This is a genomic window from Propylenella binzhouense (assembly GCF_009866965.1).
In the GTDB taxonomy this organism is placed as follows: Bacteria; Pseudomonadota; Alphaproteobacteria; order Rhizobiales; family Afifellaceae; genus Propylenella; species Propylenella binzhouense.
The window spans coordinates 28,693-49,778 of record NZ_SPKJ01000001.1 but is presented as its reverse complement, the minus strand read 5'-3'; the positions used below and the strand labels follow the sequence as shown (position 1 = coordinate 49,778).

Below are 21,086 nucleotides of genomic sequence, written 5' to 3'. Positions count from 1 at the left end.
CCGCAGATGACTTCGGCGCGCCGCAGCACAGAGCGCGAGCAGCTCGATCTTTTCCGGGCTCTCCCCGGCGATCTCGCACCGCGCGACGCGCAGGACCTCATGGCCTACCCATTCTTCTCCCTGGCAAAATCGAAGCGCCTTGCGCCAATCGACTTCAAAGCCGGGACGATCGTCATCCGTGTCGAGGCGGTGCCCGAACACGGCTTGGCAACCATCTGGGACGCGGACGTCCTGATCTGGGCGGCTTCGCAAATCGTCGAGGCGCGCGACATCGGCCTTCAGCCCTCGCGTCTGATGGCAGCAACGCCGTACGAAATTCTCTCGTTCATCGGCCGCGGCGTGAGCGCTCGCGATTACGATCGCCTGAAGGCTGCGCTCGACCGCCTGCAATCCACCACGGTAGCGACGTCGATCCGCCAGCTGACGGAGCGGCGGATGCATCGCTTCTCCTGGATCAACGAGTGGAAGGAAAGGGCCGATCCACACGGTCGCCCGCTCGGCCTAGAGCTGATCGTACCGGACTGGTTCTACGCCGCCGTCCTCGACGACGCGCTCGTCCTCACAATCGACCGCGCATATTTCGGATTGACGGGCGGCCTGGAGCGCTGGCTCTACCGGCTCGTGCGAAAGCATGGCGGTCGCCAACAGCACGGCTGGAGCTTTGACTTCGCACATCTCCACGCGAAGTCCGGAAGCCTCTCGCCACTCAAGCACTTCGCCTACGACCTGCGCGAGATCGTCCGCCGCCAACCGCTGCCGGGCTACCGCCTCAGCATCGATCGGACGCTGAACGGGTCCGAGCGCCTTGCCTTCATTCCCACCGAACCCGTGCACGGCGCCGCTGCGCGCAGCGGCGCGCCCCTTCGCCCTGGGGATAAGCTGTGAGTCGCCTCGTACTATCAGGGACCCGGCCTATCGTGCCATCGGGGACCCATCCCTCGTGCTTTCGGGGACCAAAATCGGCGAATCCTCCCGCTGATTCAACGTGTTGCGGCAGCCGTAACTCTTCTAACGAAGATTCCTTCGGAATCTTTCTAACGGCCTTCGCATTATCCATACCTGTGCATGGCGCTCCGCTTGCGGGAGCTACGCCATGATCCTCGCTCTGCTGAATCAGAAGGGAGGCGTAGGAAAGACGACGCTCGCGCTTCACCTCGCCGGCGAGTGGGCGCAGCGCGGGAAGCGCGTCACGGTCATCGACGCCGACCCCCAAGGCTCGGCACTCGACTGGTCGCAGCAGCGCGCGCGTGAACGGTTCCCGCGGATGTTCGGTGTCCTCGGGCTTGCCCGCGACACGCTGCATCGCGAGGCGCCTGAACTTGTCCGTGGCGTCGACCACATCATCATCGACGGTCCGCCGCGCGTCGCAAGCTTGATGCGCTCTGCATTACTTGCCGCTGATTTCGTGCTCATCCCAGTCCAGCCCTCCCCGCTAGACGGCTGGGGTTCGGCCGAAATGCTCGCGCTTCTCAGCGAGGCTCGCATCTATCGGCCGCAACTGGCGGCGCGCTTCGTGCTGAATCGCTGCGGCGCCCGCACGATCATCGCGCGCGAAACGGCCGACACGCTGGCAGACCATGACCCGCCGATGCTCGCCTCGACCGTCGGCCAGCGCGTCGTTTTCGCCAGAGCCGCGCAGTCCAGTCAGCTCGCCTCTGAGATCGACCGCGACGGCTTCGCCGCTCGCGAGATTCAGGCCCTGATCGACGAGATCGCCAAGCTTCACATCGAGAGGCTGGCGCCATGATCGTGCTCACTGGCGACTGCCGCGCTCTCATGCCGGCGCAAGGACCGTTCGATATGATCGTCGCCGATCCGCCCTACGGCGACACGTCGCTCGCCTGGGATCAGCGTGTCGACGGCTGGCTCCCCCAAGCATGCAGCGCCCTCAAGCCCACTGGATCGCTCTGGGCCTTCGGCTCGCTCCGCTGCTTCATGGCCACGGCCGAGCGGTTCGTCGAAGCGGGCTTCCGATACGCCCAGGAAATCGTCTGGGAGAAGCAGAACGGCAGCAGCTTTCACGTTGACCGCTTCAAGCGCGTGCACGAGTTGGTCGTGCAATTCTACCGCGCGGACGCGCCGTGGCGGAACGTCTACAACGATGTTCAGACCTCGCTTGATGCCACGGCACGGACCGTCCGCCGCAAGCAGCGCCCACCCCACATGGGCCATATCGACGCCGGCCGCTACACCAGCCATGACGGCGGCCCCCGGCTCATGCGCTCGGTTCTTTTTGTTCGCAATTGCCATGGGCGGGCCATCCATCCGACCGAGAAACCGTCAGCGCTGCTCGAAATTTTGATCCGCACCAGTTGCCCCCCGGGAGGCCTCGTGGGCGATTGGTTCGCCGGCTCCGGCGCTGCAGGTGAGGCCTGTCTTCTGTCTGGCCGACACTACATCGGCTGCGAGATCGACGCCGAAATGGCCGACCTCGCCCGCGCGCGCATAGCCACGGTCCTGCCGTTTCACGACGGGAGCCTTGCATGAACGACCGCAGGGCACCCCGCACTTTCGCTTCACGTCCCGGCGGCGCCGACAAGTGGGTGAGGGCGCCCGACCCGCGCCATGCCAGCAATGGCGCGACAGCCGAGTTCAGCGCTCGCCTCACCATTGACGTCACACCGGACCTGCGGGGGCGAATCAAGATCGCGGCCTTCCAGCACGGCGTCACGGTCGCTCACATGCTGCGCGACCTGCTCTCTCGCGAATTCCCCCCAAGTGAAGGAGACACGCCATGATCGGTGCGTCTGACCTGCGCATTGTATGCGAAGCTCTCCCGTCGGACGGCATCACCCGTGTCGAATTGACGTGGATCGAGAAGAGGGTCGAGCACTGGATCCGCTTCGGCCGCGACGTTCACGAAGAGATACTCGACCGTCGCCGCCGTATCGTCGGGTTTGCTCCGAACACGGTGTTTGCCTTTGTCCGTTGGGCAGCCAATGAGCACGGAACGATCATCTCGCGCATCGACATCGTCCGCGCGATCGTGCCGGGCGAACGCTACCAGACCCTGCCATTCGTGCGTCCTGGCGGCGACATCCTCCTCAAGGTGGAGAGCTGGCCGAAAGTCGAGCGCGTCCTCCAGATCATCGACGCCATTGAGACGGTTGGAATCGATCCGAGCGAGGTCTCGCCGCATCATTGGCGGCACGTCCACAACCGGCTGACTGCGGGGCAGGAGCCGCGCGCCTACACGATCGAGCAGCATCGCGCGATCCTCCTGCGCCGCGAGATCGAGTCATGACACGCTTCGGCTGCGTCATGACGACGTACTTCGCCGTGATGTCGGTCGGCGTAGGCTCCTTCGTCTCGGTGACGCCACGACTCATCTGGAACGCTTCCGCCAGCATGCCGATCGGCTTCTATACGATCGCGCCGGCGGATCGGCTCGAGGTCACCGACCTGGTCGTCGTCAATGCGCCCGAGCCGCTTTCCTCCTTCCTGGCTGAGCGTCACTACCTGCCACGTGGTGTGCCGCTTCTGAAACGTGTTGCCGGGCTGCCGGGGCAGGAGGTTTGCCGCCACGGTATGCACGTCACAGTCGACGGCGTCGACATGGGCGACGCGCTGGCGCGCGACCGTTTCGGCCGCGAACTGCCGGTCTGGCAGGGCTGCCGCCGCATCACCGACAGCGAGATCTTCCTCATGAACTGGTGGGTCGAGGACAGCCTCGACGGGCGCTACTTCGGCCCGCTCCCGGTCAGCACAATCGTCGGCCACGCACGCCCGCTGTGGACCGATGAGGAGGGCACCGGACAGTTCGAATGGCGCGCACCGCCGCGGTGACGGTGCGCGCTGTCGTCCTTCTCATCGCACTAGCAGGGAGACCGAAATGCCTCAGATCGGAGAGTTCACCCGCACAAAGAATGGCTATTCCGGACGTATCCGCACGCTCTCACTCGACATCGAGATGGTGTTGGTTCCGGCGGAACATTCGGACGCCGAGAACGCGCCAGACTATCGCGCGCATCTCGGTGACAGCGATGGCCCAGAGATCGGCGCGGGCTGGAAGCGCACCGGAGAGAAGGCTGGCGACTACGTGTCGGTCCAGATCGACGATCCGGCGCTCGGACAGCCGATCCGGGCCAACCTCTTTCAATCGGGCGACGGCAAGTCCGGCTGGGGTTTGCATTGGACGCGCCCGCAGAAGCGCGCCGAACGGGACTGATGGAATGCCCCGCTGCTGCACTTCACCAACGCAGATCATGAGACCCGGGCGGCGTTTGCCTGCTCGACGTCTCGCCGCTCTTCTCCTTTCCGGCCTGCTCTCGATAGTCACGACCAGCGGTTCGGCCAGCGCTCAGGCGGTGCCGTCCGCTAGCGCCGATCAGGCCAGCCCATTCGCTCTCCACATCGACGTAGCCTCGCGCCGCTTCCGCGTTCCGGCGTCCTGGATTCGCGCTGTCATGCGCGCCGAAAGCGCACATAACGTCCGTGCCGTATCCTCCGCTGGCGCGATCGGCCTTATGCAAGTCATGCCGGAAACCTGGCTTGAACTGCGTGCCCGCCACGGTCTTGGTAGCGACCCCTTCGATCCGCGCGACAACATCCTCGCTGGCGCGGCGTATCTGCGCGAGATGTACGACCGATACGGCAACGTCAGCGCCATGCTGGCCGCCTACAATGCAGGGCCCCGGCGCTACGACGAGTATCTCGCGGGCACGCGCAATCTGCCGGCCGAGACGCGGGCCTATGTCGCCACGATCGCACCCCTTCTCGGGGCTGAGCCGCTGCCGTACGCAATGTCATCGGCGCCCGGTGATCCGCTTGCGTGGATGAGCGCCCCGCTGTTCGCACGCTCTGATGACGGCCGGCAGGCAGCCGCGATGCATCCCGAGCGTCAGCGCGAGAGCATGCCGAACGCGCCACGAATGCAAGACGCCAGCGCGTTGTCAGCGCGTTCGCGTGCCCTCTTCGTGGCACGCGGCGGCAGCGAGAGACCGCAATGACGACTGCCGTCCCCATTCGCGTCATGGCGTCTTCGGGCGTGGAGTGGAGTGCATTGAGGCGGGAGCGCGGAAGCACGACCGCACGATGGCGAGATAAAAAGGCGCGATGTGCGCGCCAGGACGGTCGTGTCTTTTCAATAGCTTGCGAGCCGAAATCGGGAGGTGCGCCTCATCGGCGCAGCCTGCGAGTTCGACGTTCTCTCCGTTCAATCAGAGCCTTAGTGCGATGTGCGGGGTTGGCGCCATGAGCGTCGAGGACGAGTTCCGCATCCGCCCCGGCCGCATCCGCTCGACGCGCGCCCAGCGCGCTCGGCCGTTCATCGCGCAGGCGCTTGCGGCCGCGCAGCGGGCCGGCGGTCACATCTCTCGCTCGGGCAACATCAGCTCCGGCACGGGATCGCGCTTCGGACGTGGCCGCCGCGCGACCGTGCAGGCGAACCGTCTGCTCACCAGCCGCTCGCGCATCACGGTCATCAAGACCCGCGTCGTTCGCCATTCGGCGCGCTCGGCGCCGCTTGCAACACACCTCAGCTACCTCCGCCGAGAAGGCGTGACCCGGGATGGGGAGAAGGCCCGTCTCTTCGGACCCGGCGGCGACGATCTGGATGCCAAGGAGTTTGCCGAGCGGTGCGAGGACGATCGCCACCACTTCCGCTTCATCGTCTCGCCCGAGGATGCGACCGAGATGTCGGACCTCAAGACCTTCGCCCGCGACCTGATGAGCCAGATGGAAAAGGACCTCGGCACCAAGCTGGACTGGGTGGGCATTGATCATTGGAATACCGACAACCCCCACGTCCACATCATCCTGCGCGGCCGCTCCGACGACGGCCAGGACCTTGTCATCTCGCGCGACTACATCAAGGAGGGCATGCGTGCGCGTGCGCAGGATCTCGTGACGCAGGAGTTGGGCCCACGCACGGATCAGGAGATCCGGCGCAACCTCGAACGTCAGGTGGAGTCGGAGCGCTGGACCAACCTCGACCGGCAACTCTCGCGTGACGCGTATCGGACAGGCGTCATTGATCTGGCGCCGAGCCCTGATCGCCAGCCTGACGAGTTTCGCGTCCTGAAAGTCGGACGGCTGCGCAAGCTGGAGGCTCTGGGCCTCGCCGATCAGATCGGCCCGGGCCAGTGGGTGATGGTCGAGAATGCCGAAAACACCCTGCGCGAGCTTGGCGAGCGAAGCGACATCATCAAGCGCATTCATCGCAGTCTGGCCGAGCGTAATATCGAGCGCGGCACCTCAAGCTACGTGCTCGCCGGAGAGAGTCTCGACGACCCCATCGTTGGCCGCCTCATCGCGCGTGGTCTCGATGACGAGTTGAAGGGCTCGGCCTACGCTGTGATTGATGGCGTCGACGGCCGGACTCATCACATTAAGCTCGCCGACCTCGATGCTGCGGGAGACTCAGGCTCGGGTTCGATCGTCGAGCTGCGCAAGTTCGATGATGCACAGGGCCGGCGGCGCGTCGCCCTCGCAGTTCGATCGGATATCCCGCTCGAGCAGCAGATTATTGCCAACGGTGCCACCTGGCTGGACCGCCAAGCGATTGCGCGCGAACCGTTAGCCCTTGGCGGCGGTGGTTTCGGCGCCGAGGTGCGCGACGCACTTGATCGCCGTGCCGAGCATCTCATCGGTCAGGGCCTGGCCGAGCGTCAGCCGCGCGGCGTGAGTTTCAGCCGCAACCTCATCGAAACACTGCGCCGCCGCGAGCTCGACGCACTGAGCGAGCGCCTGACCGCTGAGACAGGACAAGCCGCCGCCAAGCCGTCGGCCGGCGAATATGTCGCCGGCACATACCGTCGCCGTTTCGATCTCGCCTCCGGCCGGTTTGCGGTGCTTGACGACGGGCTCGGCTTCCAGCTCGTCCCGTGGTCGCCGTCGCTCGAGCGGAATCTCGGTCGCCATGTCTCGGGCGTTGCACGTGGCGATGGCGGGATCGATTGGAGCTTCGGCCGCAAGCGGGGCATCGGCCTGTAACGAAGCGAGGGAAAAGGAGAGCAGGTTGATGTCCGCAACCAAGATCCTCTGGGGGCAGCTCCTCGCCGTCGCACTGATCATCCTCGGCACGACGTGGGTCGCGACCGAGTGGACGGCGTGGCGATTGGGCTTTCAAGCCCAGCTCGGCGAGCCATGGTTCATCGTGTTCGGCTGGCCGGTCTACTATCCGCCGTCCTTCTTTCTGTGGTGGTATTTCTACGATGCCTATGCGCCGGCGATCTTCGTGGAAGGGGCCCTCATCGCAGCGTCAGGCGGCTTCATCGCGATCGCAGCCGCGATCGGCATGTCGGTGTGGCGTGCCCGTGAGGCCACGAACGTCGACACCTACGGCTCGGCACGATGGGCCCGGACCGACGAAGTGGAGGCGGCGGGCCTCCTCGGTCCCGACGGTATCGTACTCGGCAAGCTGGGTCGCGACTACCTCCGGCACGACGGGCCCGATCATGTTCTCTGCTTTGCGCCGACGAGGAGTGGGAAGGGCGTGGGGTTGGTCATTCCCTCGCTGCTCACCTGGCCAGGCAGCGCGATCGTCCACGACATCAAAGGGGAGAACTGGCAGCTAACTGCCGGGTTTCGGTCGCAGCATGGCAGGGTGCTGTTGTTCGATCCGACCAACGCGAAGTCTTCCGCCTACAACCCGCTGCTCGAAGTCCGGCGCGGGGAATGGGAAGTCCGGGATGTCCAGAACATCGCCGACATCCTGGTTGATCCCGAAGGCTCTTTGGAGAAGAGGAACCATTGGGAGAAGACCTCCCATGCGCTGTTGGTCGGCGCCATCCTACACGTGCTCTACGCGGAGGAGGACAAGACGCTCGCCGGCGTGGCGTCGTTCTTGTCCGACCCGCGGCGTCCGATCGAGTCCACGCTCGCGGCGATGATGAAGACCGCCCATCTCGGCGAGGCAGGACCGCATCCGGTGATCGCGAGCGCGGCACGAGAGCTGCTGAACAAATCGGACAACGAACGAAGCGGGGTGTTGAGCACCGCGATGTCGTTCCTCGGCCTCTATCGCGATCCTGTTGTGGCTGCCGTCACGCGCCGCTGTGACTGGCGGATCACCGACATTGTCGGAGATGCACGGCCGACGACCCTCTATCTCGTCGTGCCGCCATCCGACATTGTGAGGACCAAGCCGTTGATCAGGTTGATCCTCAACCAGATTGGCCGCCGCTTAACGGAGGACTTGAACAGCAAGGCCCGGCGGCATCGGCTTCTGCTCATGCTCGATGAGTTTCCGGCGCTTGGCCGCCTCGACTTCTTCGAGAGCGCACTGGCATTCATGGCCGGCTACAAACTGAAAAGCTTCATGATCGCGCAAAGCCTCAACCAGATCGAGAAGGCCTACGGACCGAACAATTCAATCCTGGACAATTGCCACGTCAGAATCTCGTTCGCGACCAATGACGAAAGGACAGCCAAAAGGGTCAGCGACGCCCTCGGCACCGCGACCGAACTGCGGGCGATGCGGAACTACGCCGGGCATCGGCTCAGTCCGTGGCTCGGCCATCTGATGGTCTCGCGCTCCGAGACGGCCCGGCCCCTGCTCACGCCGGGCGAGATCATGCAGCTCCCGCCCGCAGACGAGATCGTGATGGTGGCGGGCACACCGCCCATTCGCGCGAAGAAGGCGCGCTATTTCGAGGACCCCAGATTTCAGGCGCGAATCTTGCCGCCGCCCATCCTGACGAAGACAGATCGCCAGCAATCGGACGACTGGACGGGCAGGCCCTTGCCGCCGCGACCCTTGCAGGATGCCGCGTCGTCAGTGAGCGGCATGGACGACGAAGACCCGACGGGCTCCGAGAGGCGCCGCCAGCCGGAGCTGGATCGCGTGGCACCGATCGAGAAGAAGCCGCCCATCGCCAATGAGTTCGAGATCGACCCCAACGATGACGAGCCCGACGATGCCGCGCGGCTAAGGCGCATGAACCGCCTCGTGCAAGGCATCGCGCGGCAGGTCTCGCTCGATCCGAACGACGGCATGGAGCTGTAGGGCACCATGCCAAATCCGAACAAGAAGCAGCGGCTCTCGGTTTATCTTGAACCCGGCGTCACCAAATCGCTCGCGGAATACGCAGCGCGTCGTGGCCTGTCGCGGTCGCTCATCGCCGAAGCCGCGATCGCCTCTTTCCTGTCACCTGACGCCGCCGAGCGGCAGGAAGCTGCTATTGCGAAGCGTCTCGATCAGCTCGACAGGCGTATGACGCGCCTCGAACGAGACCTGGGGATCGCGGTAGAGACGCTCGCGGTCTTCGTCAGGAGCTGGTTGATGACAAACCCGCCGCTGCCGGAGCCGGCCCAGGCGGCCGCGCGCGCACAAGCGGGCGAACGCTACGATGCGTTTGTCGCTGCGCTCGGTCGCCGCCTCGCCAAGGGACCGCGGTTGCGTCAGGAAGTATCCGAAGATGTCCCTGGCGACTCACCACCTGAATAGAGGGCACGAGACCGGTCACTAGACTTCCGCGGTTTCGCCGTTTCCCTGTATTTGTACGCCACAGTACGACGACCACATTCCCATTGTTGCGTCGCCCGAATTTCTGCCTCTTCTACTCGTCCCCGATCCAGGGCCGCTCTCGAGTGGTCCCGCGCAGAACGGGGACGACATGGCGAATTCTTTCCAGCAAACAGAGGCGATACTTCGCGGCACACGCATGCTGCGGACGGCCCTAGGGCCCGCGGTCGCCGGTTTCCTGGAGGACCCGTCGATCGTCGAGGTGATGCTCAACCCGGATGGGCGGCTCTGGATCGACCGGCTCTCCGAAGGCCTCGCTGATACTGGCGAGCGCCTGTCGGCCGCCGACGGAGAGCGCATCGTCCGCCTCGTCGCCCACCATGTCGGTGCAGAAGTCCACGCCGGAAGTCCGCGGGTCTCTGCGGAGTTGCCCGGGACGGGAGAGCGCTTCGAGGGCCTGCTGCCGCCTATCGTGGCCGCGCCTGCTTTTGCGATTCGGAAGCCCGCCATCGCGATCTTCACGCTGCAGGATTATGTGGCCGCCGGCATCATGACGGCCGACCAGGCGGAGACCCTTCGCAGCGCGGTCACCGATCGCCGCAACATTCTCGTCGCCGGGGGAACGAGCACCGGCAAGACCACGCTCACCAACGCGCTCCTCGCAGAAGTATCGAAATCGGCCGATCGCGTCGTTCTCATCGAGGACACGCGCGAGCTTCAGTGCAGCGCCCCCAATCTCGTGGCGATGCGCACCAAGGACGGCGTCGCGACGCTGTCCGACCTGGTGCGCTCTTCTCTGCGGCTGCGCCCCGACCGCATCCCCATCGGCGAGGTGCGCGGCACTGAGGCCCTGGACCTTCTGAAAGCTTGGGGCACCGGGCATCCCGGTGGCGTCGGAACCATTCACGCCGGCACAGCCATCGGGGCACTGCGGCGTCTCGAACAGCTCATCCAAGAGGCGGTGGTCACGGTGCCTCGCGCCCTCATCGCCGAGACGATCGACCTCGTCGCTGTCCTCAGCGGCCGCGGATCATCGCGCCGCCTCGCCGAGCTCGCACGCGTCCACGGCCTCACACCCGACGGCGACTACCACGTCATCCCCGCAACATTGCCCGCCACAGGAGATCACGCGTGATCCACAAGCTCCAGAACCTTCGTCGTCATGTTGCCGCTGCAACCGCGGCCGCTGTCGTCAGCCTCGCGCTTGCTCCGGCCGCACATGCCTCCGGCTCCTCAATGCCGTGGGAGCAGCCGCTCGAACAAATCCTTCAGTCGATCGAGGGACCCGTCGCGAAGATCATCGCAGTGATTATCATCATCGTCACCGGCTTGACTCTCGCGTTCGGCGATACGAGCGGTGGCTTTCGGAGACTCGTTCAGATCGTCTTCGGTCTCTCGATCGCCTTCGCGGCCAGTTCGTTCTTTCTCAGCTTCTTCAGCTTCGGCGGCGGAGTGCTCGTGTGATGACGGGCATTGCAGACAACGCAGAAGTCCCAGGCTTCTCGGTGCCCGTTCACCGGGCGCTGACCGACCATATTCTGCTCGGCGGTGCGCCTAGGTCAATCGCGATCCTCAATGGCACGCTGGCGGCCGCTCTCGGCCTTGGCCTTCGGCTCTGGCTCGTCGGGCTCGGACTCTGGGCTGCCGGCCACTTCGCGGCCGTATGGGCAGCCAAGCGCGATCCGTTGTTCGTCGAAGTGATCCGCCGGCATCTGCGCATCCCCTCCTTTCTCGCGGTCTGAGCCTGCCATGATGAACCTCGCCGAATATCGCCGCACCGCCACTCGCCTCGCAGATTTTCTGCCTTGGGTTGCGCTCGTTGGCCAAGGCGTTGTTCTGAACAAGGATGGTTCGTTTCAAAGAAGCGCAAGCTTTCGCGGTCCAGATCTGGATTCCGCTGTTGCAGCGGAACTGGTTGGCGTGGCGGCAAGGCTTAACAACGCTTTCCGCCGTCTCGGTTCGGGCTGGGCGATTTTCGTAGAGGCGCAGCGATACCCGTCCAACCGCTATCCGGACAGCATCTTTCCCGATCCCGCGTCGGCGTTGCTTGATGCCGAGCGCAAGGCTGATTTCGAGGAAGAAGGCGCGCATTTCGAGTCCCGCTACGTCCTCACGTTCGCTTGGCTGCCGCCGGCCGAGGATGCCGCGCGTGCGGAGACTTGGCTCTACGAGGGGAGGGAACGGTCAGGCGTCGACCCTCACGAGATTCTGCGAGCCTTCGTCGACCGCACCGACCGTGTGCTCGCGCTGCTTCACGGTTTCATGAAGGAATGCCGTTGGCTGGATGACAGCGAGACGCTGACCTACCTGCATTCCTGCGTTTCCACCAAGCGCCATCGTGTCCGTGTTCCCGAGACACCGATGTTTCTCGATGCGCTGCTAGCCGACCAGCCCCTCACCGGAGGCCTTGAGCCTCGTCTCGGCGATCAGCACCTACGAACCCTCACCATCGTCGGCTTCCCGACCGCGACGACGCCCGGCATCCTCGACGAGCTGAACCGCCTCGCATTCCCCTATCGCTGGGCGACGCGCGCGATCCTGCTCGACAAGACCGACGCGACCAAGCTGCTCACCCGCATCAGGCGGCAATGGTTCGCAAAGAGGAAAAGCATTGCGGCCATCGTCAAGGAAGTCCTGACGAATGAGGCGTCGGTGCTGGTGGACACCGACGCTGCCAACAAGGCCGCCGACGCCGACATGGCCCTTCAGGAGCTCGGCGCGGACCTCGCCGGCATGGCCTACGTGACGGCTACGATTACCGTGTGGGACAGCGATCCACGCCTTGCTGACGAAAAGCTGCGCCTCGTCGAGAAGGTGATCCAGAGCCGCGATTTCACCGCAATGCTCGAGACTGTCAACGCGGTCGACGCCTGGCTCGGGAGCCTGCCCGGCCATCTGTATGCCAACGTCCGGCAGCCGCCGATCAGTACATTGAACCTCGCACACATGATTCCGCTCTCGGCCGTCTGGGCGGGGCCTCAGCAAGATGAGCACTTCAAAGCGCCGCCGCTGTTCTTCGGCAAGACCGAGGGAAGCACGCCGTTCCGCTTTTCGCTCCACGTCGGCGACGTGGGCCACACCTTGGTCGTGGGACCGACCGGCTCCGGCAAGTCGGTGTTGCTCGCGCTGATGGCGCTGCAATTTCGACGCTACGAGCGCAGCCAGGTTTTCGCCTTTGATTTCGGCGGTTCGATCCGCGCCGCCGCGCTCGCAATGGGCGGAGACTGGCACGACCTCGGTGGCGGCCTCACCGAAGGTTCAGAAACCTCCGTCTCTCTCCAGCCGCTCGCACGCATCCACGACACCTATGAGCGGGCCTGGGCAGCCGACTGGATCGTCGCCATCCTGATGCGCGAAGGCGTCGCGATTACTCCGGAAGTCAAGGAGCACATCTGGACGGCGCTGACCTCTCTTGCCTCCGCCCCTGTCGAGGAGCGGACCATTACCGGCCTGACGGTGCTGCTCCAATCAAACAACCTCAAACAGGCAATTCGACCCTATTGCGTTGGAGGCCCCTATGGCCGCCTGCTGGACGCGGAATTCGAGCATCTGGGTTCGGCCGCTGTTCTGGCCTTTGAGATCGAGGGCCTTGTCGGAAGCGGGGGGGCGCCGGCCGTTCTGTCCTACCTGTTTCATCGCATCTCCGACAGGCTCGACGGCTCGCCAACCTTGCTCATCATCGACGAAGGGTGGCTTGCACTCAACGATCCCGGCTTTGCCAAGCAGCTCACCGAGTGGCTGGTCACGCTCCGCAAGAAGAACGCGTCGGTCGTCTTCGCAACCCAGTCGCTTGCACAGATCGAGAAGAGCACGATCGCTGCCGAAATCGTCGACAGTTGCCACACGCGGCTGCTGCTGCCTAATGACCGGGCGATCGAGCCGCAGATCACCAGCATTTATCGCCGGTTCGGGCTCAATGATCGCCAGATCGAGATTCTCGCGCGAGCCACGCCGAAACGAGACTACTACTGCCAGTCCCGACGCGGCAATCGCCTTTTCGAGCTGGGCCTCTCCGACGTCGGCCTCGCCCTCTGCGCCGCATCCGCAAAGGATGATCAGGCGCTGATCGCCAGCATCCTGGCTGAGCACGGCCGGGAGGGGTTCCTCCCTGCGTGGCTCGAGGCCCGCGGCGTGAGCTGGGCCGTCGATCTCCTTCCCAACTTCTCGACGCTCCTCCCCGAACACTCAAAGGAGGCTCAACTATGAGCACCCGTCGATCCCGCTCGCGCGCGGCACTCCTCGCCGCCACCATCTTCTCACTTCCGATATCGCTTATGCCGCTGGTGGTCACGCCCGCTTCGGCGCAGTGGATCGTCTACGACCCGACGAACTACGTGCAGAACGTGCTTCAAGCGGCACGCGCGCTTGAGCAGATCAACAATCAGATCACCTCGCTTCAGAACGAAGCGCAGATGTTGATCAACCAGGCACGGAATCTCGCCAGCCTGCCGTACTCCTCGCTCCAGCGGCTGCAACAATCGATCCAGCGGACCCAGCAGCTCCTCAACCAAACGCAAAACATCGCCTTCGACGTCCAGCAAATCGACCAGGCGTTTCAGACGACGTATGGCAGTGCCTCGCTGTCTGCGTCCGACCAGCAACTCATCGCCGACGCTCGCACCCGATGGCAGAACACCGTGGGCGGCTTGCAGGACGCGATGCGCGTGCAGGCGACAGTGGTCGGCAACCTCGACGCCAACCGCGCCGAGATGTCAGCGCTCATCGGCCAGAGCCAGGGTGCGACCGGCTCCCTGCAAGCCGCCCAGGCTGGCAACCAGATCCTCGCCCTTCAAGCGCAACAGCTCGCGGACCTCACCGCCGTTGTAGCCGCTGATGGCCGCGCCCGTGCGCTCGCAGAAGCCGAGCGCGCGGCCGCCGCGGAGCAAGGCCGCGAGCAGCGCCGGCGGTTTCTCACGCCCGGCTCCGGCTACCAGCCCGGCAACGCCAGCATGTTCCCCGCTGGAAACTGAGGCCTCGCGATGGACGGAAACATGCTCGCCCGGCTCGGTGCCGTCGCCTTCGTTGCCGTCGCAATCACGGCGACGGTCGTCGAGCTGACCCGGAAGGAGGAGCAGCCGGAGATGGAGCCCGCCCGTCCGGCGCAGACAAACGCCGTGGACCCGCTGAACGCCGAACTGTTCCGTTGTCAGAGCCTCGGAGAGGCCGGTCCGCGCGATCCCGCATGCCTGCGCGCCTGGGCTGAGAGCCGCCGACGCTTCCTGACGCCTGGGACCGGCAACACGATAGCGGATCGAGAGCAGTCACGAGCACGCGGTGGAGCGTCCGCCGAAGGCTCATCCGCGATTGAAGCGCGCCGTCGTGAAGCGGCGCCGCAGACCGAGGACGCCGAGTAGCGCCATGGGGGGCACGGGGGTCATCGATCATTTCCTGGAGGTCTTCACCCGCTACATCGACAGCGGGTTCGGCCTGTTGGGCGGCGAGGTCGCATTCATCGCGACAACACTGATCGTGATCGACGTGACGCTCGCAGCGTTGTTCTGGAGCTGGGGCGCGGACGACGACATCATTGCCAGGCTCGTCAAGAAGACATTGTTCGTCGGTGTTTTCGCCTACATCATCGGCAATTGGAACAATCTCGCCCGCATCGTCTTCGAGTCCTTTGCCGGCCTCGGCCTCAAGGCTTCCGGCACCGGCTTCTCAACCGCCGATCTGCTACGCCCCGGCCGTGTCGCGCAGACCGGCCTCGACGCCGGACGGCCGCTGCTCGACTCAATCTCCGGCCTCATGGGCTATTGGTCGTTCTTCGAGAACTTCATTCAGATCGCGTGCCTCTTCCTCGCCTGGGCGCTCGTGCTGCTCGCCTTCTTTATTCTCGCCGTGCAGTTGTTCGTGACGCTCATCGAGTTCAAGCTCACTACGCTTGCGGGCTTTGTGCTCATCCCATTCGGGCTGTTCGGCCAGTCCGCCTTTATGGCCGAGCGCGTGCTCGGCAACGTCATCAGCTCCGGCATCAAGGTGCTGGTGCTGGCCGTGATTATCGGCATCGGCTCGACGCTATTTGGCGAGTTCACCGCCGGCTTCGGTGGCGCCAGCCCGACCATCGATCAGGCCATGGCCATCGTGCTGGCGGCGCTGTCGCTGCTCGGCCTCGGGATATTCGGTCCTGGGATCGCGAGCGGCATTGTCTCGGGCGGCCCACAACTCAGCGCCGGAGCCGCCATCGGCACGGGCTTCGCGGCTGGTGGCGCCGCAGTCGCCGCAGGCGCGGCCGGCGGGCTTGCGGTACGTGGCGGCGCTGCGGCCCTCTCTGGCACGGCCGCGGCCGCCCGGGGGGGTGCAGCCGTGGCGGGAGGCACGGCAACTGCCTATAGCCTTGGTGCTGCCGGGCAATCCGGCGCTGCCGGCGTGGCTTCGGGCCTCGGTGGCGTTGCCTGCGCCGCCGGCAGCGCAGCGGTCTCGCCGCTCCGTCGCGCTGCAACCCGCGCTGCCGACAGCATGCGAACCAGCTACGCGCGGGGTGCTCAGTCGGCTTTCGAAGCGACGGGCGGCGCATCGACCATGGGGAGCGTCGGTGGCAGTGCTGCCGAGGCATCCTCTGTGCCGACGTCTGAGGGTCCGCCGGCCTGGGCCCGCCGCATGAAGCGCTCTCAGCACATGTCGCACGGCGTGATGGCCGCCGCTCACGCGATCCGCAGCGGCGACAGCCATGGCGGCGGCGCCTCCGTCAACCTCTCCCAGCGAGACCAATGATGTTCAAACGGCCATCGACACACTACGGAAAGACCCCCGAACCCGAGACGCCATACCAGCGCGCCGCTCAGGTCTGGGACGAGCGGATTGGCTCGGCTCGGGTGCAGGCAAAGAACTGGCGCCTCATGGCGTTCGGCTGCCTGTTCCTGTCCGCTGGATTTGCCGCGGCGCTCGTTTGGCAGTCTGCCCATGGCACCGTGGTGCCATGGGTAGTTCAGGTCGACAATCTCGGCCAGGCCCAGGCCGTGGCGCCTGCCGTCGCGGACTACCGCCCCACCGATCCGCAGATCGCCTACCACCTTGCGCGCTTCATCGAGCAGGTCCGTGGGCTGCCTGCCGATCCCATTGTCGTGCGCCAGAACTGGCTGCGGGCTTATGAATTCACCACCGATCGTGGTGCCGCAGCGTTGAACGACTACGCAAGGGCGAACGATCCCTTCACGCGCGTCGGCCGGCAGCAGGTCGCAGTCGAAGTCTCCAGCGTGATCCGCGCCTCGCCCGACAGCTTCCGCGTTGCCTGGACCGAACGCCGCTACGAGAACGGCCAACTCGCGGCGACCGAGCGTTGGACCGCCATCCTCACTGTCGTTCTGCAGCCTCCGCGCGACGCCGAAAGGCTCCGCGCCAATCCGCTCGGCATCTACGTCAATGCCATCAACTGGTCGCGGGAGATGGGACAATGAGCTCGATGGGAGTCCTGGCCAGACCGGCTTTCCGCAAACCCGCTTCTGTGTGCCTCGTACTCGCTGCAATGGCGATGGGCGGATGCGCGACGAACAGGCCGCCGCAGATCAGCTACGACTCCGATGTACCGCCGCTCCCTGCCGTATCTGCCGTGTTGACGGATGAGCGACCGCGACCCTTGCACATACCGCCGGCCTGGACTCCGAGCCGCGGAGGCGCCGCATCAAACTCACCGACCGGCCGGGTCGAGAACGCCAACGCCGCCGCTCGTGTCGAGCCTCGTCGCGAAGGCTACTTCAACGCGATCCAGATTTATCCCTGGAGCGAGGGTGCGCTCTATCAGGTCTATGCCGCGCCGGGACAGATCACCAACATCGCGCTCGAGCCCGGCGAAAGCCTGACCGGGGCCGGGCCAATCGCCGCGGGAGATACCGCGAGATGGATCATCGGCGACACCGAGAGTGGATCGGGGGCCAACCGGCGCGTCCACGTGCTCGTAAAGCCGACGCGTGCGGACATCTCCACGAACCTTGTCATTACCACTGACCGCCGCATCTACATGATCGAGTTGCGTTCCGGCGAGCGGCCCTACATGCCGGCCGTGGGATGGGCCTATCCGCAGCCCCCAGCCTCGCAGCGTCCGGGCGTGCCGGCAGCGCCGATCATCCCGGCAGCGGCCGCACGCAATTACCGCTACGCGCTTACTGGGGACAGTCCGGCGTGGCGGCCTACCGCTGTCTATGACGATGGCCGCCGCGTCTACGTCGAGTTTCCGCGCGGTATCGTCCAAGGCGAGATGCCGCCGATATTCGTTATCGGGTCGGAAGGTGAACTCCAGATTGTCAACAGTCGCATTCACCAGAACATCCTGATCGTCGATCGGCTCTTCGGCGCCGCGGAACTTCGGCTCGGCAGCGGCAACCGCCAGCAAACTGTGAGAATCGTCCGCAGCGACGGGAGGCCCTCCTCATGAGCGATGCAGACAACCAGGGCCAGAATATCGAAACCGAAGGACCAGCGAGCGACGCCACGGCTCCGATGCGGCTGCGTGGTGAGCCGCCTCGCGTGACCCGCTTGTCGCGCAAGGCATTGATGGCGATCGGCCTGATCGCGTGCGCGGGTCTTGGAGGCGCGTTGATCTATGCCCTCCAGACGCGGCACGCCGGCCCCGCTACCGAAGAACTGTACTCTACGAGGAACCGCCCCACGGCTGACGGTCTCACCGATCTGCCACGCGACTATATCGGCCCGCGTCTCGGGCCACCGCTGCCTGGCGATCTCGGTCGACCGATACTCGACGCGCAGAACCGGGGCCAACCGGTCGTTCCATCGCCCATTCGGCCGACGGTCGACCCGGCAGAGCAGCGCCGCCTCGCGGAGGAGGAGGCAGCACGCACCAGTCGCGTGTTCTTTCAGACCGAGGCACGCACGATTACGGCTCCCGCCGGGCCGGCTAGCGCCGCAACCACCACGAACCTGACCGGCCTTGGCCTTCCCGGGCAACTCAGCGCGCCAACGGCGCAGGACCGCCAGATCGCCTTCCTCAATGCCGCCGTTGATCGCCGCATCGTCGCGCCCGACCGCGTGCTAGCGCCCGCATCGCCCTACGTCCTGCAGGCCGGGGCGGTGATTCCGGCCGCGCTGATCACGGGGATCCGCTCGGACCTGCCGGGACAAATAACAGCTCAGGTCACCGAACACATCTATGACAGTCCGACCGGCCGAATACTTCTCGTGCCGCAGGGCACGCGCATCATCGGCCAATATGACAACGCCGTGCAGTTCGGTCAACGGAGAGTATTGCTGGTGTGGAATCGCCTCATTTTCCCGAACGGGCGCTCCATCGTTCTGGAACGCCAACCGGGAGCAGATACACAAGGCTACGCCGGCCTCGAGGACGGGGTCGACTACCATTGGTGGGAACTCGCCAAGGCCGCAGGCCTCTCCACGCTGCTAAGCGTCGGTGCTGAGCTTGCGATTGACGACGAAGACCGCCTGCTGCGAGCGATACGCAACGGCGGCCAGGATACGATCAACGATGCCGGGCAGCAGATCATTCGGCGTCAGCTCAACGTGCCGCCAACGCTGACGATCCGGCCTGGCTTTCCCGTGCGCGTGATCGTCACGCGTGATCTGGTCCTCGAACCCTACGGAGGATAGTTCGTGGCAAAACTCAAGCTTGGGGCCCTGGAAGACGACAAGCCGGTTAAAGTGACGGTAGAACTACCTGCCGCCGTCCATCGGCAGTTGGTAGCTTATGCCGATGTCCTCGCACGGGAGACCGGTAAGCCCGTCCCCGATCCTGCCAAGCTCATCGCGCCAATGATTGAGCGATTCATGGCGACTGATCGGGCATTTGGGAAGGCTCGCCGCGGCCCGGGATCGCGGCCCCCCCAGCCTTGACCTGCCGCCTCTCACCATCCGCTTTACCGGTCCTGCCGTTGGCGTCGGGCTGCTGGCGCGACATTGCTTTGGCAAGACTGAGCAGCCGCCTCAGGGCCGGATTGTCATTCTGGCGCGACCAGATTGCGCAGAATGGTAGCAAATGCCCGCTGAGCGGCCTATACGCGATGCCAGGAAAGCGGTCCGCTGTCGTGGCCTCGCTTGTCAGGGTTAGCCCCTGACTCATCGCCACCAGATGCATGAGATTGTCCCGTCCGACCGCGTGGCGCTCTACACTCGGATGGTGGCCAAGGTCGGCCAAGTGCTTGACAAGGTAATCTTCGATCTCAGGTCCGGGATCACACTCGCTTACAATAAAGCGATACGCGCGGAGGTCATTCCATGTGAGCTTTCGCCGTCCCGCGAGTTCATGCGCCACGGGCAGAACGACGAATATCCGTTCTGTCCAAAGGTGCTCCCGATCGCAGTCGTCTGCGGTCGGTGTGCCTGTCAGAAAGGCGATATCGATCTGAAGACGTCGAACCGCTGACAAATGTGCGGCAGGCGCCCCTTCCACCAGGTCGAGCCGGACAGCCGAATGTCGTTGACCGTAGGTGCGCAGCAAGTCCGCCAGAAAGCCACCGGCCAATGACGTAAATATTCCCACGCGAATACTGCCGACTTCCCCACGACCACCTGAGGCTGCGTCCGATGCAGCATGTCTTATGTGGTTCAGTGCGCGGCGGGCCCGGCCCACGAAGGACTGTCCGGCGTTTGTAAGGCAAACGCCGCTGTGGCCGCGTACAAACAGCGAGACGCCGAGTCGGTCCTCCAGGTCGCGAATTCTTCGGCTGATTGCCGATTGCTCGACATTGAGTGTGCTTGCAGCACCGCGAAAGCTGCCCGCTTGTGCGGCAGCTATCACATAGCATAGGTGTCGCACTTCAATGCGGAGGCTCGCATGCCCGGCGAGCCGCAGCCGCGATCTAGGTCCATATGGCATGCTCTTCACCGATACAGAACCGCGTTAAATCTGAGCCGGCTTTTTCTCAAAGCCCGCGTGAAAGGGCGGACGTCGGTCCGCCCCTCCGCTTTTGGGTGACGAGCGCCTACACGGCAATCGTGATGCGATTGTCGACCTTGGTGACCCCCGGCGCTCGCCACGCGGCCCGCTCGGCCTCCTGACGTTCTGCCCAGGAGCGCACCGAACCGGTGAGCGTCACTTCGCCGCCATTTGTCGTCACGATGATGCGGTTAGCATCGATCTCGGCGCTGCGCTTGAACGCGTCTTCGATCTTCGCCTTGATCTCGGATGGAGCAACGCGAGGCTTCAAAGTGATCAGGTTGGAGATTCCCTTCAGGCCTTTCAGGCCGCGCACCACCCGTTCCGCACGTGAGCGCTGGTAATCCCACTCCAGGTTGCCTTCGAGGGTCGCCCAGCCGCTCTTCACCACCACCTTGATGTTCTCGTGCGCATACGGAAGCTCCGTCTTGATTGCGGCCACGGCCTCGCGCGCCAGTTCCGGGTCGGGGCGCTGGTTTTCAGAGGGCAGCCGCACCTCGATATCGTTCGCCACGCCGAGCACTCCCGACACGCGCTTTGCCGCCTGCTCAGCCTCATATTTTTGCGCATAGCTGCGCACGAAACCGGTAAGCGTCACGACGCCCGACTTGACGGCCACGCCGATGTCGGTGGCATCGATGTCAGGGTCCCACTTCAGTTCGGTTTCCACATCGCGCTTGATGTCGCTGTCGGATCTCATTGTCGTGCTTCCTTTCGCTACTAGGGCATGGCCGCACTGCGAGGCCGGCGCCCGGTCCTCCGCAACTTGCAGCCAGACGAGGCTACTGCCGGCCAGGTGGAGCGCGCTGACGGGTGTCAGTTTCGGGCGAGGAGCAGCAG

At 64.8% G+C, this 21,086-nt stretch carries 24 protein-coding genes; 22 read left to right on the top strand and 2 right to left on the bottom strand.

What is annotated here, in order from left to right; all coding sequences use genetic code 11:
• Positions 1–6 precede the first annotated feature (6 nt).
• The 22 genes from E4O86_RS00285 to E4O86_RS00180 all read left to right on the top strand — a co-directional run bounded on the left by E4O86_RS00285 (position 7) and on the right by E4O86_RS00180 (position 19,204).
• Entirely contained in the window at positions 7–885 is an 879-nt protein-coding gene (locus E4O86_RS00285) for a replication initiator protein A (RefSeq protein ID WP_161138515.1), read from the top strand.
• 208 nt (positions 886–1,093) lie between these two features.
• Complete coding sequence (gene parA, locus E4O86_RS00280) at positions 1,094–1,747, top strand: ParA family partition ATPase (protein WP_161138514.1); 654 nt, start codon at positions 1,094–1,096, stop codon at positions 1,745–1,747.
• A complete protein-coding gene (locus E4O86_RS00275) occupies positions 1,744–2,487 on the top strand; it encodes a DNA-methyltransferase (RefSeq protein WP_161138513.1) in 744 nt (247 codons plus the stop codon). The genes parA and E4O86_RS00275 overlap by 4 nt, the downstream gene beginning before the upstream one ends.
• Entirely contained in the window at positions 2,484–2,738 is a 255-nt protein-coding gene (locus E4O86_RS00270; protein ID WP_161138512.1) for a ribbon-helix-helix protein, read from the top strand. Before E4O86_RS00275 ends, E4O86_RS00270 begins: the two co-directional genes overlap by 4 nt.
• Positions 2,735–3,244 (top strand): DUF2840 domain-containing protein, encoded by a 510-nt coding sequence (locus E4O86_RS00265; protein ID WP_161138511.1) that lies wholly within the window; start codon positions 2,735–2,737, stop codon positions 3,242–3,244. The genes E4O86_RS00270 and E4O86_RS00265 overlap by 4 nt, the downstream gene beginning before the upstream one ends.
• Entirely contained in the window at positions 3,241–3,786 is a 546-nt protein-coding gene (locus tag E4O86_RS00260) for a S26 family signal peptidase (RefSeq protein ID WP_161138510.1), read from the top strand. Before E4O86_RS00265 ends, E4O86_RS00260 begins: the two co-directional genes overlap by 4 nt.
• Positions 3,787–3,832: 46 nt before the next feature.
• A complete protein-coding gene (locus tag E4O86_RS00255; protein WP_161138509.1) occupies positions 3,833–4,168 on the top strand; it encodes a DUF736 domain-containing protein in 336 nt (111 codons plus the stop codon).
• 4 nt (positions 4,169–4,172) lie between these two features.
• Positions 4,173–4,949, top strand: coding sequence for a lytic transglycosylase domain-containing protein (locus E4O86_RS00250; RefSeq protein ID WP_161138508.1), 777 nt, complete (start codon positions 4,173–4,175; stop codon positions 4,947–4,949).
• Positions 4,950–5,193: 244 nt separating this feature from the next.
• On the top strand, positions 5,194–6,933 hold the full coding sequence (locus tag E4O86_RS00245) for a relaxase/mobilization nuclease domain-containing protein (protein ID WP_161138507.1): 1,740 nt from the start codon (positions 5,194–5,196) through the stop codon (positions 6,931–6,933).
• Between the two features lie 28 nt (positions 6,934–6,961).
• Positions 6,962–8,947, top strand: coding sequence for a conjugal transfer protein TraG (locus tag E4O86_RS00240; protein WP_161138506.1), 1,986 nt, complete (start codon positions 6,962–6,964; stop codon positions 8,945–8,947).
• 6 nt (positions 8,948–8,953) lie between these two features.
• Positions 8,954–9,388, top strand: coding sequence for a CopG family transcriptional regulator (locus tag E4O86_RS00235; protein WP_161138505.1), 435 nt, complete (start codon positions 8,954–8,956; stop codon positions 9,386–9,388).
• 169 nt (positions 9,389–9,557) lie between these two features.
• Complete coding sequence (gene trbB, locus E4O86_RS00230; RefSeq protein WP_161138504.1) at positions 9,558–10,541, top strand: P-type conjugative transfer ATPase TrbB; 984 nt, start codon at positions 9,558–9,560, stop codon at positions 10,539–10,541.
• Positions 10,541–10,870 carry a TrbC/VirB2 family type IV secretion system protein gene (locus E4O86_RS00225; RefSeq protein ID WP_425500101.1) on the top strand — a complete coding sequence of 110 codons (330 nt, stop codon included), beginning with the start codon at positions 10,541–10,543 and terminating at the stop codon, positions 10,868–10,870. The genes trbB and E4O86_RS00225 overlap by 1 nt, the downstream gene beginning before the upstream one ends.
• Positions 10,870–11,148 (top strand): VirB3 family type IV secretion system protein, encoded by a 279-nt coding sequence (locus tag E4O86_RS00220; protein ID WP_161138502.1) that lies wholly within the window; start codon positions 10,870–10,872, stop codon positions 11,146–11,148. The genes E4O86_RS00225 and E4O86_RS00220 overlap by 1 nt, the downstream gene beginning before the upstream one ends.
• Before the next feature lie 7 nt (positions 11,149–11,155).
• Positions 11,156–13,612 carry a conjugal transfer protein TrbE gene (gene trbE / locus E4O86_RS00215; protein ID WP_161138501.1) on the top strand — a complete coding sequence of 819 codons (2,457 nt, stop codon included), beginning with the start codon at positions 11,156–11,158 and terminating at the stop codon, positions 13,610–13,612.
• Positions 13,609–14,376: a P-type conjugative transfer protein TrbJ gene (gene trbJ / locus E4O86_RS00210; protein WP_161138500.1), complete on the top strand. Its 768-nt coding sequence runs from the start codon at positions 13,609–13,611 to the stop codon at positions 14,374–14,376. The genes trbE and trbJ overlap by 4 nt, the downstream gene beginning before the upstream one ends.
• A 9-nt stretch (positions 14,377–14,385) precedes the next feature.
• Entirely contained in the window at positions 14,386–14,760 is a 375-nt protein-coding gene (gene trbK-alt, locus E4O86_RS00205) for a putative entry exclusion protein TrbK-alt (protein ID WP_161138499.1), read from the top strand.
• Positions 14,761–14,764: 4 nt separating this feature from the next.
• A complete protein-coding gene (gene trbL / locus E4O86_RS00200) occupies positions 14,765–16,117 on the top strand; it encodes a P-type conjugative transfer protein TrbL (RefSeq protein ID WP_161138498.1) in 1,353 nt (450 codons plus the stop codon).
• Positions 16,117–16,800, top strand: a complete 684-nt coding sequence (gene trbF / locus E4O86_RS00195; RefSeq protein ID WP_161138608.1) for a conjugal transfer protein TrbF — start codon at positions 16,117–16,119, stop codon at positions 16,798–16,800. Before trbL ends, trbF begins: the two co-directional genes overlap by 1 nt.
• A complete protein-coding gene (gene trbG / locus E4O86_RS00190) occupies positions 16,797–17,774 on the top strand; it encodes a P-type conjugative transfer protein TrbG (RefSeq protein WP_161138497.1) in 978 nt (325 codons plus the stop codon). Before trbF ends, trbG begins: the two co-directional genes overlap by 4 nt.
• Positions 17,771–18,961 carry a TraB/TrbI/VirB10 family type IV secretion system protein gene (locus E4O86_RS00185; protein WP_161138496.1) on the top strand — a complete coding sequence of 397 codons (1,191 nt, stop codon included), beginning with the start codon at positions 17,771–17,773 and terminating at the stop codon, positions 18,959–18,961. The genes trbG and E4O86_RS00185 overlap by 4 nt, the downstream gene beginning before the upstream one ends.
• Before the next feature lie 3 nt (positions 18,962–18,964).
• Entirely contained in the window at positions 18,965–19,204 is a 240-nt protein-coding gene (locus E4O86_RS00180; RefSeq protein ID WP_161138495.1) for a DUF2274 domain-containing protein, read from the top strand.
• Here the strand turns inward: E4O86_RS00180 and E4O86_RS00175 are convergent.
• Together E4O86_RS00175 and E4O86_RS00170 are read right to left on the bottom strand one after the other, a co-directional pair.
• On the bottom strand, positions 19,137–20,186 hold the full coding sequence (locus tag E4O86_RS00175; protein ID WP_161138607.1) for a LysR family transcriptional regulator: 1,050 nt from the start codon (positions 20,184–20,186) through the stop codon (positions 19,137–19,139). The two genes, E4O86_RS00180 and E4O86_RS00175, sit on opposite strands and share 68 nt — an antisense overlap.
• Positions 20,187–20,292: 106 nt before the next feature.
• Positions 20,293–20,946 carry a BON domain-containing protein gene (locus E4O86_RS00170; protein ID WP_161138494.1) on the bottom strand — a complete coding sequence of 218 codons (654 nt, stop codon included), beginning with the start codon at positions 20,944–20,946 and terminating at the stop codon, positions 20,293–20,295.
• Between the last annotated feature and the right edge of the window lie 140 nt (positions 20,947–21,086).